This is a genomic window from Candidatus Protochlamydia sp. R18 (assembly GCF_000648255.1).
GTDB classification, from domain to species: Bacteria; Chlamydiota; Chlamydiia; order Chlamydiales; family Parachlamydiaceae; genus Protochlamydia; species Protochlamydia amoebophila.
In genome coordinates this window covers 1-16109 of the sequence record NZ_BASL01000771.1, presented here as the reverse complement: position 1 = coordinate 16109, position 16109 = coordinate 1, and the positions used below count along the sequence as shown (strand labels likewise).

Genomic DNA, 16109 nt, shown 5'->3' with positions numbered 1-16109 from the left:
TATCCCTATGGTTAGTAGTCAGTTTGAATCCATTTTGAAAGAATTCGAACTTTTTTTCAATTGTTCATTAAAAGCAGATGAAAATGAATCTTGTCTGATTCAAATGGGAATTGGAGTGAATATCCAAATTGAACTTAATCGAGAAGGAAAGTTATTAATTGGCTGCCGTATAGCCACACTCCCGTTAGGGCGATTCCTTCATGAAGTGGTCAAAGAAGCTTTAAAAGCGAATGATTTTTATCCCCCTTCGAGCGGAATTTTTGGCTTAAGCCATAAATCCAGTAATTTAATTTTATATACTTTAATTGATCCTTATCAGTTAGACCAAAACAAAATTGAAAGCATTCTTTCACCTTTTGTTGCCAAAGCGAAAATTTGGTCCGATGCTCTCAATCAAGGAAATGTTCCCTATATTACAGAAATTACCAATACTCCTCCTGCACCTCCATTTGGTTATCAAAGATGATAGATCCTACTTTCTTACTTCATTCTCTTGCGGCTAAACAGTGGGAGAGAATCGGTATCAAGCACCATCATGGAATCAATGTTCCCTTATTTAGTGTTCATTCCTCTCAATCATGCGGAATTGGGGAATTTACAGACCTTTTTCTTTTAATCGATTGGTGTAAGTCGATCAATTTTGATTTAATTCAGCTCCTCCCTTTGAATGATAGCGGTCTTGGAACCAGTCCCTACAGTGCCCTATCAGCCTTTGCTTTAAGTCCCCTCTATTTAGGGTTACATGCTTTACCACATTTAGAAGAATTTCCCTCTTTGCATGATGAATTAAAAGCTGTTCCTAAATTATCCAACCATCAACGCGTTGACTATAAGCTTGTGCGTGAAAATAAAGAACGTTTTTTACGCCATTATTATGAACAAGCCGGTTCTTTGATTTTAAATAGCCAAGCTTACCAAGCATTTGTTCAAAACAATGCCTGGTTAAAGGGATATGCTGTTTTTAAAACTTTAAAGTCTCAATATCAATGGTCGAATTGGGAAAGTTGGCCCATTGTTGATCAATCTCCCACGCCAGAATTGTTAGAAAAAGTATATGCCGAGCATCAATCCGAAGTCGATTTTCACTGCCTCATTCAATATCTTTGTGATCAACAGCTTAAATCTGTGAAGGCATATGCCGATCGACATAGCGTTTATCTCATGGGTGATATTCCTATTTTGATTGATCGAGATAGCGCTGATGTTTGGTTATATAGATCTCTATTTGATTTAGAATTTTCGGCCGGAGCTCCTCCTGATATGTACAGTAGTGAAGGGCAAAATTGGGGCTTCCCAATTTACAATTGGGAAGCCCTCGCTCAGGAAAATTACCGTTGGTGGATAGATCGTTTAAATTGGTCTTGTCGCTATTATCATATTTATCGTATCGACCATATTATTGGTTTTTTCCGCATTTGGTCTATTCGCCGCAGTTTAACGAGTCGACAAGGAGAGTTTATTCCTTCTGATGAAGCAACTTGGGTCGATCATGGACAACGCATTATGTGTGTTATGCTCAAAGAATGTGAAATGCTTCCTATTGGAGAAGACCTTGGTGCAGTCCCTGATCGGGTCAGAGAATGTTTAAGCGCACTTGGCATTTGTGGAACCCGTGTCATGCGTTGGGAACGACTTTGGAAAGATAATGGCCGTTTTCTTCTCCCTCAAGAATATCCAGAACATAGCATGACAACTGTTTCAACTCATGACAGCGAAACCTTACAACAGTGGTGGCAATCTTTTCCTTTAGAAGCTCAAGTCTTCGCTCAACTTAAGGGCTGGTCTTACCACCCTTATTTAAATCGTGAATACCAAAAAGAAATTTTATGGGACAGCCATCACACAAGCAGTTTATTTCATATTAATCTTTTACAAGAATATTTGGCTCTTATTCCTGGTCTGACTTGGCCTCACCTAGAAGATGAGCGGATTAATATCCCAGGAATTATCTCTGAAAGAAATTGGAGCTATCGATTCAAACCAAGTTTAGAAGAACTCACCTCTCACCCGGCATTAACACATCTTATGCAACAACTTATTATTTAATAAGTTGTTAAGTTGATTTCTCTAACCTTAAACCCATGTATTTATAAATATATTAGAATATTAATAATGATCAATAAAGGTGCTTTTTTTTAGCTTTAGGTAGTCCTAAACGTGTAATGCTCGATGCCGACTGTAGTTGCAAATGAAATAGTTGATCATATCAATAGGGTTAGTTAATTTCTTCAAGAAGGAGAGGGTTTTTCTCACAAGGCAAGAGTATCTTTGTCTAAATTGTTTTGAAATTTTTTAATAGAACTTGTTTCTCCCAATTTCTTTCCAACTAAGTCGGTGTTGCATCGAAGGAATGGCTTCATCATACGCTGAGAATTTATTTATATAAAAGACGGTTATTTTAAGTTTTCTGGCAATTTTCCCATCAGACATTCAGCCCTTTTTCGCGTTCGCTTTCGGGCGTACATGGCTAAAACTTGCCGCGTAGCAGAGTGCAAAACAAGCCATAATCATTGTTGATTATCCTCATTTTTCCCATAGCTCTATTGCTCATTTAACTCGATAACAGCGACTTGAATCTTCTCTGCACTCGTTACAGTTACATTCAAGCTTACTGGGAATTCCCCAATGATTTCATGAATGAATTGTAGAAGCCATGGCATGCTAACATTAAAATGCGGCAGACAACTTTTAGTGAAAATTGTTCGAAAAGAGATTGACGAATTCAGGAGTGCCTCTCTTCATTAATCCTTTTATTTTGAGTATTTATGACAAGCTGACGTCCACAGTTAAGACATGGGTGTTTCTGCTTTCCGTTATAAAAATGACCATTTTTTTATAGTTGTCGAGCTACAACTTGGGCATGTTAATGTCATTTTAGGTCTCCGTATGAGGAAGTTCCTATAAGAAAGCCATTTGCATTAGAAAAGTCAAATGAAAATTTTTAGTTAGCATGACATGTTTAGAATTACCAAATTTTATGAGCATAAATATTTTAAAAAAAATTTTCTAGCTTTTTTGCTAATTTCACATTTGACTTTCTTTGTTATTACACTTCAAGCAAGATCAGTTCGCATTCATCCCGAACTAAATGCGTTAAAGCCGCTAAGAGTGTCAAATTCATTAATCCAACATCAGTGAGTTTATCGCATCAACTTAGGTCTAAATGTTGCAAATCCACTAAGGACGTTAAATACGCCAATCCAGCGTCATCGGTGAGATTATTGTATTTACTCAGATCTAAATGCTGTAAAGCTATTAAAGGTGTCAAATGCGCTAATCCATCGTCAGTAAGCTTTCCACAATGGTTTAGATTTAAATGCTGTAAAGCCGCTAAGGGTGTCAAATTCACTAATCCATCGTCCGTGAGCTTTCCACAATAGCTCAAGTTTAAATGCTGTAAAGCCACTAAGAGTTTCAAATGCGCTAATCCATCGTCCGTGAGATTTCCACAATGGCTCAGATTTAAATGCTGTAAAGCCACTAAGAGTTTCAAATGCGCTAATCCATCGTCAGTAAGCTTTCCACAATGGCTCAGATTTAAATGTTGTAAAGCCACTAAGAGTTTCAAATGCGCTAATCCATCGTCAGTAAGCTTTCCACAATGGCTCAGATTTAAATGCTGTAAAGCCACTAAGAGTTTCAAATGCGCTAATCCATCGTCAGCAAGCTTTCCACAATGACTCAGATTTAAATGCTGTAAAGCCACTAAGAGTTTCAAATGCGCTAATCCAGCACCAGTGAGCTTTCCACAATGACTCAGATCTAAATGCTGTAAAGCCACTAAGGGTTTCAAATGTGCTAATCCATCGTCAGTAAGCTTTCCACAATGGCTCAGATTTAAATGCTGTAAAACCATTAAAAATTTCAAATGCGCTAATCCAGCACCAGTGAGCTTATCGCACCCAGCCAGATCTAAATGCTTTAAAGCGGCTAAGGGAGTTAAATGCGCTAATCCAGCATCGGTGAAATTTCCACAATAGCTCAAGTTTAAATGCTGTAAAGCCATTAAGGGCGTTAAATGCGCTAATCCAGCGTCGGTGAAGTTATAGTTCCCACTCAGATTTAAATACTGTAAAACCACTAAAAATTTCAAATGCGCTAATCCAGCACCAGTGAGCTCGCATTCACTCAGATCTAAATGCTGTAAAGCTATTAAAGTTGCCAAATGCGCTAATCCATCGTCAGTAAGGTTGCACCCACTCAGATCTAAATGCTGTAAAGCTATTAAAGGCGTCAAATGCGCTAATCCATTGTCAGTGAGCTTTCTGCAATAGCGCAGATTCAACTGCTGCAAAGCCACTAAAGGCGTTAAATGCGCTAATCCAGCATCGGTGAAATTTCCACAATAGCTCAAGTTTAAATGCCGTAAAGCCATTAAGGGCGTTAAATGCGCTAATCCAACATCCGTGAGATTGCGGCACGCTTGGAGATTAAGTACTTTCAAATTTTCACAATTTTTTAACGCTAAGAGATGTGCATCGGTCAAATCGGCATTCTTTGAAAAATTAAGCTCTTCTATCTCATTTAAGAAGTAATTTAAAATTTTTTCAAATTCCGTTAAATCAGGCGCCTGATTTAATAAATTACTCACGACTGTGAATTCTAGATAATTCTTTAAAGCGTCTAAGTGATATTGATGTGCAAAATTTAAAACTTCTTTTAATTTTACTAGGCTGTCTTCAGTGGAATTAAATAGTTCACCTTCTTCTGATTTATATGCGTCAAGCAACTGCTCTTCTAAAATTTTTACAACTTCTGCCAGTTGATAATAATCGGCTAATTGAATGAAAGAAGGAAGATCTTCCAAAGGAACTTTAAAGCTAGCATCCACCAGGCAATTGAGTAGATAAGTAAACTCTTTTTGTGTCAAATCGAGAGGATCTTGAAGAGTTTCTTGGAAATTTCCCGACCAAAGACTCTTAAAGTAGGGCGATTTTTCTATTAACAAAGATATGTGAGAACTAGAGATATTTAGAGAAGTTTTATCCTGAAAGCTCAGTTTGTAAGAAGAAGGGACAAAACATAAAGTTTGACTCGAACTTAGTAAAGGTAAACCAGATTCTGGACGATTCGTGGCAATCTCCTTTCGCCCCCAAAAAATCTCTCTCCATTGAGATTGAAATTGATCTCTATTGATATAGCTGAAGAATGGGTTCAGAGAAGACTGAAAAATTTTTTTGCATAATAAATTTATTCGTTCAGAAAAATTTAAACGATTGTTCGATCGATAGTAGGTATGAGAATCTGTATTGACAATGAAATGACTAGGATTAAATCTTGAATTATGAATATACATAATTATCCTCTAATTTAATTAAATAATCTTCAGTTATATTATATAAATAAAACAATATCAATATTAATAAAGCAAAATATGCAATTAAATTTAAAGCAAGAATTGGTTTTATCGATCGATAATTGAGGAGATTTTATTGCATTTTTAGATCAATATAAAATTTATTGCTTCTTAAAAAATGAAAATAGATTAAATGTGGTATTTCAAGCATTTAAAACACGCAAATAGCTGTTTCTAATCTAGCAAAATAGGAATACACTTTGTTCACTCCGATTGCGCGTTTTTACTTATCGCTCAATACTAGAATTTTTAAAATTTTATTAGTTTTTTCAGAGTGAATAATATTTCTTGATCTAGCATCATTGAGATTTTTTGTATCAACGCAGATCCAAATGTGGTTTAGCTAATAAGAATTTAAAATTTGCTAATCCAACGTCAATGAGTGATCACATCCATTCAGATCTAAATGCTGTAAAGCGACTAAGGATATTAAATGCGCTATCCAGCCTTAGTGAGCTTACTGCACCCAAACAGACCTAAATGCTCTAAAGCCACTAAAGTTGTTAAATGCGTTAACCCAGCACCAGTGAAACTAGTTCATCTAGACAAACAAATCTGGAAAAACTCAAAACATTAGCTGAAGCTATTAAATTTCTTTTTTAACTATTTTGTGAAAACGATGAAAATTTAATTTTAAAACACTATAATAATACCCTTAGACAAAGATGCTCTCGACTTGTGAGAAAAACCCTCTTTTTTTTCGAAGAAGTTAACTAACCCTATGGGTATGATCAACTATTTCATTTGCGACTACAAGCGGCGTCGAGTATTACATGTTTAGGATTAACTAGCTTTTGAAAAAAAAGAGTTTTAGTTAGGTCTTAAAATGCATTACTTATTCAAGACTCTTTTTTATAGAAACTGAATGATTCAAAAAGTTATCTTTGAGCACTGTTATGAACTTGAACAAATCTCTTTACTCCAGATATTCTGAATGCAGATTTAATAGAGAGTATCATGATCAATTTCTATGTGCAATGCCTACTGATAATCATTTTTTTTCATTTAGAAGGTGTTTCTTCTACCTCAGATCAAAAACTTAAAACTCTTTATACAAGCCTAAACCCCACCTCTGTTTCGCAACATTTGGCTTTTTATGAATTGTATCCCTCCCACCCTTTAGGGCAGAAAGCACTCCAAGATGCTTGGAACCTTTTAACGGGGAAACAAGAAAAAAATGTATGCTTGAATGGTATTCCTCTTTCTGGCCCCGTTATCCAGGCCCTAATTAATATCGTCAATAAACAACCAAATACTGAGCTAGTTCCTCTCACTTCTCAAGAGCTTGATGAAATAGAAAAGCTATCCAAACGTTTAAGTCACTATAACCTTCAAGGGCATTCTGTTTGGAATGAAAAAGACATCTGGCCTTTACCAACTGAAGAGGTTGATTTGGCACGCGGATTATTTTTGAGTCAATTTGGAAATGATTCCCTGCGTATTCGCACCTATGAAGCGATGATTGATTTAATTGCGCTTCAAATCCTTGCGCGATTACCTCCTAAAGCCTCACCTGAATTAGTGATTAAGGCAACCAACCAAATGATCTTTGACGAGATGAGATTTCGATTTCCTCCGCAATCCTTGTATGCCAATCACATTGATGTCTATACATTTTTACCTTCTGTTTTAGATTCTCATCGAGGAGTCTGTTTGGGTGTCTCTATCTTGTATCTTTGCCTCGCTCAGCGATTAAATCTCCAACTTGAAATGGTCACTCCTCCTGGTCATATCTATATTCGTCATCGCTCTAAAGATAAAATGATCAATATTGAAACAACGGCAAGAGGAATTCATCTAGATTGCGAGGAATATTTAAGCATCAATAACCGTTCTTTAAAACACCGGCCTCATAAAGAAGTGATTGGAATGGCTCATTTTAACCAAGCTTCTGTCTATTGGCAGCAAGAACAATTTGAACAGGCTTTTTTAGCTTATCAAAAAGCAGAACCTTATCTCAAAGATGATCCTTTATTGAAAGAGTTAATGGGATATACATGCTTATTGACAAACCGCGAAACATTAGGTTTAGAACTGATTAAGAGTATTAAAGATCATATTCCTGATTATGCTGTTGTCAAGTCTACCGTGGCAGAAGATTATTTAAATGGAATGACAGACGCCAAAAGCATTGCTATTTTGTTTTCAAGAACGGATGAAAATCGAACCGCTTTATTAGCAAAAAAAGACTCTTTAGAAAAAATCATCCATAAATTTCCTCGCTTCCGAGCAGGTTTATTACAATTAGCTATGACATGGACGCAGCTACATCGAGCAGAAAAAGCTTTAGAGAAGCTTAAAGAGCTTGATGCTTTTTATCCTCACGATCCAGAAGTCAATTATTATTTAGCCATTCTTCAGGCACAACGTTTAGATTATCCGCAAGCATGGATTCATTTAAAGCAAGCAGAGACACTCACTTTAGCACGAGCTTATGACTGCAAACAATTAAAAGAACTAAGACAAGCTCTTGTCAAAGAATGTCCAGAATAATAATCTACGTCAACGAGCATTTATTATAAGAGGTAGCAGCAGTGAAAATTTATACACGTACAGGTGACAAAGGAACGACGTCATTATTTACAGGTAAACGCGTTAGTAAAAATGATGTCTTCATAGAGACCCTCGGTACCGTTGATGAGGGAAACTCTTCGATTGGTATGGCCATTTCTCTTCTTCCTAAAGAGCCTTTTTATCAACAAATCAAAGAACAACTCGAAGTGATCCAACATGCGTTGTTTGACGTAGGAGCCGCTCTTGCAACTCCAAGAACAAGCCAACATGCAAAAAAATTAGAAAAAACACGGTTTGACCAAGAAGAAATTCGGTTAGTAGAAAAATGGATCGATCAAATGGAAACTGAGCTACCTCCTCTTAAAAATTTTATCTTACCTGGAGGTCATTCAGCAGGAGCCGCTTTACATCTTTCAAGAAGTATCATTCGACGCGCGGAACGCTTAGTCGTGCCTCTATATGAACAGGCCGATGTTGTAGAAGATATTTTAATTTATTTGAATCGTTTATCAGATTATTTATTTGTTGTGTCAAGATTTGTTAATTTTCACTTAAATGTGCCTGAAACTGCCTGGGAATCCCATAAAGGGTCATCGTTAAATTAACATCGATGACGAATGTTATGCATGGACCGTTTGAGGTTCTATCCAACGACCATGTGCTCTGATTAAATTGACAAGACGGTCATCTGCATCTGCAAAATCGATATCTTTTTCCACGCATTCTTTCCCAACGTAAAGGTCGATTTTACCAGGCTTAGATCCAACGTACCCAAAATCTGCATCTGCCATTTCCCCCGGCCCGTTAACAATGCATCCCATAATCGCAATTTTAACGCCCGGTAAATGAGAGGTACGAGATTGAATCCGTTTAGTGACATCTTGAAGATTAAATAATGTTCGTCCACAGCTTGGGCAAGAAATAAAATCAGTTTTAGACATGCGAAGGCGAGCCGCCTGTAAAATGGAAAAACTCAATTGGCGAAGAAAGAGGATATCATAAGGGCCTTCTAACCAAATTCCTTCTCCAAGTCCGTCACATAAAAGGGATCCACATTCCATACTAGCTAAAAGAATGGTATCTTCATTTTCTCCTTGATAAGTGAAGTTTAAAATGACTGGATAATTTAATTGATTTTGCTGTAGCCACTCAAAAAAGTGTCTTGAATAGTGTAAGCGATTAGTTGAAGGAGATAAAATAATTAATTGTGGTTTTAAAGAAATCACTTCTTTCCACTCTTTTTCAGTTTCATCAGTTATTTGAATGATCAAGGGCTGCTCAGCGGATTTAGCCCATGAGGAAGAAAAACGGGAAGCAAAAGAATCCACTGCACGGGACTGGAGCCATCCTTTTAACGGGTGAATAACCAAACTCATTTCAAAAGGATCTTTTGAAAAAAGGCCTATTCCTAAATCTTTTAAAATTTGAAGCTGCCGTTTTTCTTCAGAGCCAGAACTTGGATTTTTTAAAACTAAATTATCTGCTGTGGAAGTCTTTAATTTAGGTTTCCCAAAAGGGCCTTCACAACCAATTTGTTGATAGAGAGAAGCCTCTTTAAGCATGTTAATCGGTAACGAAATAAAAACTGTTCCGTCACGATGCATGGGAACGGTTGAAGATAAATGCACTTGACGTCGTTCGATTGCTTCTATCTGACGATAATTTTCTATAAAAGGAGCCACACCTTGACGTTGATAAGCAGAAGCCAGTTTAATCAATCGTTGGCAAGGATTTATCTCGTGCCAAGGATCTTCTGTTAACGAAACACGAATGGTATCCCCAATTCCATCAATCAAAAGAGATCCAATTCCCATCGCAGATTTGATTCGCCCATCTTCCCCTTCCCCCGCTTCTGTCACACCTAAGTGTAAGGGATAATCCCACTCTAATGTATACATGGCTTGCGTCAATAAACGATAAGCTTGAATCATGACTTGTGGATTCGAAGCTTTCATAGAAAAAAGAAAGTTATGATAATCATTTTTTCGACAAATGCGAGCAAATTCCAGAGCTGACTCGACCATTCCAAAAGGAGTATCTCCATAGCGGTTCATAATTCGATCGGATAACGAGCCATGATTGGTTCCAATTCTCATAGCACGGTTTAACCGTTTACACTTTTCCACTAAGGGAGTAAATTTTTCTTCAATCCTCTCAATTTCTCTGGCATAAGACTCATCATCATAAACAATTTGCTTAAAGCTCGCACGTTTATCGACAAAATTTCCCGGATTAATGCGTACTTTGTCTACAAAATCCACAACACGCATGGCTGCAGGAGGATAAAAATGGATATCCGCCACAAGAGGAATTTGATAACCACGTTTAATCAACCCCTTTTTGATATGTTCACACGCATCCGCTTCTTTAATTCCCTGGACTGTCACGCGAACAATTTCGCATCCCTGATCAGCCAAACGGATGACTTGTTCAATTGTCGCTTCCACATCTCTTGTACTAGATGTTGTCATGGATTGGATACGAATAGGATGGTTGCCTCCAATGCCAACATTTCCCACATTAACAACGCGCGTCGGGCGCCTCTCTGTTTGATGAATCGCCTCACAATATTTTTTTTGGACCATGACGAACAACCTTTCAAGATTAAAACTTTTGGTTCTCTAAGAAAAAAAATATAACAGAAGTTGGCCAAAATGCCAATGACTTTATCCCAAGAGAAACTTTCAGCATAAGGTAAGCAAGCTTAATGAAATTTTAAAAAAAATACCTTAGATCTTTTTGCCACTTTAACTATCCAAAAAACTTTCAAAATTTTGTTGCTGCTAGTGAAAAAATTTTATGAAAGCTGCTAATTCATTTTGAAATAGCAGAGCTTAATGCATCATCTAAAATGAGTTTAATAAAAAAATAATTTGACAAACCTCCACTAATCTCATTAATGTAGGTGCCTATTTTTAAATTCAAATCAGAACTTTTTTTAAGGCAACTTTATGCGTTGGATAATATATATACTGTTGAACTTTATTCTTTGCCTGCAACCGCTGACAGCAAACAACAATGATTCTATTCCAGCCATTGAATCAGTTGCAACGACAGAAGGGCTCCCTTCAAGTCTTGTAGGGGGAATGGTTTGCGCCATTAGCGGACAGTTGGTCGACCAAAGTGTGGACGTTGTAGTTCCAGGACCTGAACCCTTAATTTTTAGTCGTTCTTACTGTAGTTTAAGTACCCAAGAAAGATTTGGGATAAGTTGGTGGTCCAATCATCGCGATATGCTCTATTTTTCGCATGGAGTATACGAGCAAAGAGAGGTAAGTTATTGCCAACTTTTTCCAACGAGTGGGTCCACTTTAACTTATATTCATTCTCCTATCCTAGAAGGTGACAAAAAGAAATGCCTATTTAAAATGATTCGTCCTAAAGGGCTGACTAACGGAGCAGGAAATGAAATTAGTGGACGAACAAATGTCAATAATTACCAAGTGACAACGTATCCTGGTGATGAACAATTTTCAATCAAAACAGGAGCGGGAGTTGTTAAACATATTCAGCGCTATAAGGCCCCGCTAGGAGACATTAATTACCTTCAGTCGAGTGAAACCAAACCAAATGGCATTCGTTTAGAATATGTCCATTCCAAAGATGTATTCGGAAGACTCCATATTATTAAGTGTTTAAACGCTAAAACACAACGAATATTTAGTACGATTCGATTTGATCAAGTTGGTAAGCGTCTTCATCTTCAAACCAGCGACAACCAAGTGGTCAAATATAGTTTTACTCGACAAACAGTTAAAAATTATTCTAATGACACTATTTTATATGTAAAAGATGTTGAAAAACCTAGATTTCCTCACGAAAGCTATGAATATGTCAAAAGAGATTCATCTGATTTCCTCCTGATGTCAAAAAAGAAAATTGCTGATAAGCAATTTTTAGATATTAGCTACTACAAAAACAAGCATCTTTATCAATTTAATAACGCTCTTCCTGCCATTTGTATTGAAGATAAAAATGATTATCGCATCGATCGTGTACGACAATTAAAAGCACCCGTTGGACCAGATGATAAAGCTATTACAACTCATCGCTTTGTATACGATATCAAAGAGGATAATAACGAGCTTCAAGAAGGGAAAACAGATGTTTATGATGCCTACTCTCATAAAACAACTTATTGCTTCACAAAAGAACACCGCCTAGAACAAATTCGAAAATATCAAGGCACTTCCGATTATCACTTATTTAGTAAAGAAGGTTTTGTATGGGGGAAAGAGGGTTCCTCGAATGAAGGAAATCTCACTTGTAAATATCTAAAAGATGGTCAAGGAAATACGCATCAAGCGAGATATTTTAAATACGATGAACGTGGAAACATTAAAAAAAAGGAATTGTGGGGATGTTTGACAGGAATGCCAACCCCTCAACTTCAGCTTGATAAACATCATATTCCTATTAATAATGGTTGTGAAAAAGAAAAAAAAGTTTGTACGTATTCAGAAGACGGATTAAATCATCTTTTGACAGAAACAGATAGTAATGGCGTTGTTACCGTCTATCATTATTATCCAAGAAGCGATCTTTTAGCCGCTAAGCTCATTGTTGTTGATCAAATCGTACAAAAAAGAGAGTTTTATACTTATGACCAAAATCATGTCATCATTAAAAAAGTGATTGATGATGGGAAAGGATTATTAGAATACGATTTAACAGGTTTAACAAAACGCTTTATTACTCACTTTTACCCAAGGCAGCATACACTTGTACATTTGCCAGAACGAGTAGATCATATGTATTTGGATTTGCAATCCAAACAAGAAGTATTGCTTAACAGAGTTGTTTATTATTACACCCTGGAAGGTTATCTTGCAAAAGAAGACACTTATGATAACCAAGGCGATTTTTGTTATTCAAAAAGTTGGGAATATGACGGCCATGGAAACTGCACCAAAGAGATTAATCCTTTGGGGGAAGTCACTTCTAAAAAATATGATGAATATAATAATCTCATCTTCCAAGAAGAGCCGGGTTCTCAATTTTCTTTACATAATACTTACGACTATTCCAATCGTCTCGTTTTGCAAGAAGAAAAGCATACGGATGGTAGCTATTTTGCGACCAAGCACCGCTATAATTATTTAAATCAATGTATCGCCACAACCGATCCTTATGGACAAGAAACTACCTTTGAATTTGACGATCTTGGTCGCCAAATTGCCATACATTTACCCGAGATAGAAAATGAAGCTGGAGAAATTGTTTCTCCCGTTATTCATAGAGAATATAATCTTATCGGTCTTCCAACTTGTGTAACAGATGCTAAAGGGTTGCAAACCAAAATTCAATATAACATTCGCGGTCAGCCTATTCTTGCCCACTATCCCGATGGATCATCCGAACAATATCTTTATTTACTAGATGGAACTCTCATTCAAAAAACTGAACGCTCTGGCATACGCACGCACTATGAAAAAGATTATCAAGGAAGAATTCTAACCGAATCCACTTATGCTGCAGAAGGAAACCTTCTTTGTGCACAGCATTGGTCGTATAATGCTTTCCACCCCTTGACCTATATAGATAAAGAAGGAATCGTCACCCATTATCATTATGATTTTGCGGGTCGCCTAGTCTCTCAAATTAAAGAAGAGCAAATGACAGAGTATTTTTACGATAGTTTGGGACGAGAAATTGAAACTAAAGAATGGATTGATGAATCAAATTATCGACGTACCATTAAAGTCTATGATTGGCTCAATCGTATTATTGAAGATAGGCTAGAAGATGCTCAAAATCAACTCTATCAATGCAACCAATATACTTACAATGCGAAAGGAAATAAAATTGTTGTTAAGGCGGGTGAACAAGTCACAAAAACAACTTATGATGCCCATCAAAATGTGATAAAAATTACCAATGCACTTGGTCAGACGACGCACACAGCTTATAATCCTTACTACTTAAACCATTATAATCAACGCGTCTTGCAAGCTACCACAACAGATGCCCGAGGTTATCAGACAATTCTTACCTATGACAACGCGAATCGATTAGTTAGCGAAAAGCGAAAAACTCCTTTTGGAATAGAAATTTCTCACCAACAATTTTATTACGATTTGAATGGCAATCAAGCAAAACGCATTGACCATGTGATGGTGGATGGAAAAACAACGCATTCCATCGAAACCCTTTTCAGCTATAACGAAAATAATCAATTAATCATGCTTGCAGAAGCAGCTTATACACCCGAACAAAAAATCACTCATTACCTCTATAATCAACGAGGTCAAAAAATTTCTACCACAAAACCTGATGGAGCCATTTTATCTCACACCTACGATTCATTTGGCTATTTAAAAACATTAAAATCTTCTGATGGATCTATTGATTACGATTATGAATATACATTAAATGGACTGGTAAAAAAAGTCGTCGACCATGTTACAGAAAGCTCTACTGAGCGTTTGTATGATCAAATGGGACGCATGATTCAAGAAAAACTCGGAAATGGATTAATTCTTGCTTATCAATACGATCGCCTTGGCAGAGCTATTCTTATCACCCTACCTGATCAAACAGCGATTGAATATCAGTTCAGCGCAGTCGATTTAAAAGCTGTTCATCGTTTAGTGAACGAAAAGTACTCTTATACGCATAAAGATTTAGAACACAATCTACAAGGTGCACCAATTAAATCCCAACCCCCAGGAGAAAATGGTCTTGTTCATTATCAATATGATTCTTTAGATCGATGTATCGGTGTCGCCTCCCCTTTTTTTAAACAAACAATTTCAAGTGAAGGGTATGATGAAGTCGGCAATCTGCTCAGCTATGAAACCGATGGCAAAATTTCTTCTTATACTTATGATGATTTCTATCAATTACAAAGTGAAAAAGGACATGCTAATCATAAATACCAATGTGATTCCCTCTCGAATCGCTTACTTAAAGATGATCAAGAACACACATACAATTCCCTCAATCAACTTTTAAAAAGAGGAGAGGAAACCTATCTCTATGATCCCAATGGAAATTTAATTGAGAAACAAACGGGCTCAGAAAAAACCATTTACACCTACGATGCCCTTGACCGTCTCCGATCAGTGACATCCAAACAAAAAACAATTTCTTACTCTTACGATCCTTTTAATCGACGCTTGAGTAAAAAAGGTGTCAAAGAAGAGATGTACTTTCATCAAGGACAGGAAGAAATTGGGGCTATCGTTAAAGGAAAAATCACTGAATTAAAAATTCTTGGGAAAGGTGAAAAGTATCCCCCTGTTGCCATTGAACTAAATGATCAAGTCTATGTCCCCATTCGCGATCTGTTCGGTCAAATTAGCGGGTTACAGTCTTTACAAGGGCAACTGATTGAAACTTATCGCTATTCTGCTTTTGGAGAAATTCAAATCCTTAATGCGAAAGGAAAAGAGATTAAAGAATCTCAGGTTAGAAATCCTTGGCGTTATGCTAACAAACGATTTGATCCCGAGACAGGATTTGTCGCATTTGGTCTTCGATATTATGATCCCAACCTCGGTCGCTGGGTCACAGCTGATCCTTCCGGCTTTGAAGACGGTCCTAACCTCTACGCCTATGTGCATCATAGCCCTCTGATCTACTTTGATCAATTTGGGCTATTCTCCTTTTCAGGTTTATTAGATACCACGTTTGATTATACAATGGCTTTGTGCGACTATGGTGCATTTGGAATTCCTGGCTTTGTTGCAAGTAATGTGTATCAGTACCTAAATAACGACCCACTAAACAGTGTTGTGAATCATAAATTTTGTGAATCTGAAGGAGATTATGAATTTTTCCATTCAGATTCTGAAATTCCTGATGCTATTTATTATAATCGATCTGCAGTATATAATTTAAATGACTTTAAAAATCCTTTAACCAATATGCCCTATAACTTAAAGATGACTCAAGGGAAACTCTTAATGTTTATGAATGGTGTGAATAATAGCCGTCAAGATCATCTTAGTAGCCTTGGCCATCTTGGTTTACTTGCTAACCATAATGTACTTGGGGTATACTCTGCTTCCCAAGGGATGTTTAGTGATTTTTACCACTATAAACAAGCTTTAATAAACAACGTTGCTTATGAATCTGTGCGAATACTACATAGATCTTGGAATGAATTTTTCAAAGATACTCCTGAAGGAAAAATTTTAATGGTTTGCCATAGCCGAGCTGCTGTTTATGTTCGAAATGCTTTAATGGACTATCCGCCAGAATTAAGACAAAAAATTCATGTCCTGGCCGTTGCTCC

General features: G+C 36.8%; 7 protein-coding genes and 1 pseudogene. 6 read left to right on the top strand and 2 right to left on the bottom strand.

Features of this window, described 5'->3' with window-relative positions:
- The first annotated feature begins 7 nt into the window (after positions 1-7).
- Together TY19_RS10250 and TY19_RS10245 are read left to right on the top strand one after the other, a co-directional pair.
- Complete coding sequence (locus TY19_RS10250; RefSeq protein ID WP_042282301.1) at positions 8-466, top strand: CesT family type III secretion system chaperone; 459 nt, start codon at positions 8-10, stop codon at positions 464-466.
- Complete coding sequence (locus TY19_RS10245; RefSeq protein WP_042282299.1) at positions 463-2046, top strand: 4-alpha-glucanotransferase; 1584 nt, start codon at positions 463-465, stop codon at positions 2044-2046. The genes TY19_RS10250 and TY19_RS10245 overlap by 4 nt, the downstream gene beginning before the upstream one ends.
- Before the next feature lie 1102 nt (positions 2047-3148).
- On the opposite strand, the gene TY19_RS10240 is transcribed toward TY19_RS10245, so the two are convergent.
- Complete coding sequence (locus tag TY19_RS10240; protein WP_042282297.1) at positions 3149-5296, bottom strand: BTB/POZ domain-containing protein; 2148 nt, start codon at positions 5294-5296, stop codon at positions 3149-3151.
- A 705-nt stretch (positions 5297-6001) separates the two neighbouring features.
- Here TY19_RS10240 and TY19_RS19690 point away from each other — a divergent pair.
- The 3 genes and pseudogenes from TY19_RS19690 to TY19_RS10230 form a co-directional block, all read left to right on the top strand.
- Positions 6002-6137: pseudogene (locus tag TY19_RS19690) on the top strand (IS1 family transposase); the annotation flags it as partial.
- A gap of 176 nt (positions 6138-6313) precedes the next feature.
- A complete protein-coding gene (locus TY19_RS10235) occupies positions 6314-7849 on the top strand; it encodes a transglutaminase family protein (protein ID WP_079979303.1) in 1536 nt (511 codons plus the stop codon).
- A 41-nt stretch (positions 7850-7890) separates the two neighbouring features.
- Complete coding sequence (locus TY19_RS10230; RefSeq protein WP_042282295.1) at positions 7891-8475, top strand: cob(I)yrinic acid a,c-diamide adenosyltransferase; 585 nt, start codon at positions 7891-7893, stop codon at positions 8473-8475.
- Positions 8476-8490: 15 nt separating this feature from the next.
- Here TY19_RS10230 and ispG read toward each other — a convergent pair whose 3' ends face one another.
- Positions 8491-10455, bottom strand: coding sequence for a (E)-4-hydroxy-3-methylbut-2-enyl-diphosphate synthase (ispG, locus tag TY19_RS10225; protein WP_042282293.1), 1965 nt, complete (start codon positions 10453-10455; stop codon positions 8491-8493).
- A gap of 366 nt (positions 10456-10821) precedes the next feature.
- Here ispG and TY19_RS10220 point away from each other — a divergent pair.
- Positions 10822-16109: RHS repeat-associated core domain-containing protein (locus TY19_RS10220; RefSeq protein ID WP_042282288.1), on the top strand; the 5288-nt coding region annotated here is incomplete at its 3' end.

Coding starts and splice junctions, on each gene's coding strand:
- TY19_RS10240 (WP_042282297.1), bottom strand. CDS start 5,296: ATGTATATTCATAATTCAAGATTTAATCCTAGTCATTTCATTGTCAAT.
- TY19_RS10250 (WP_042282301.1), top strand. CDS start 8: ATGGTTAGTAGTCAGTTTGAATCCATTTTGAAAGAATTCGAACTTTTT.
- TY19_RS10235 (WP_079979303.1), top strand. CDS start 6,314: ATGATCAATTTCTATGTGCAATGCCTACTGATAATCATTTTTTTTCAT.
- TY19_RS10245 (WP_042282299.1), top strand. CDS start 463: ATGATAGATCCTACTTTCTTACTTCATTCTCTTGCGGCTAAACAGTGG.
- ispG (WP_042282293.1), bottom strand. CDS start 10,455: ATGGTCCAAAAAAAATATTGTGAGGCGATTCATCAAACAGAGAGGCGC.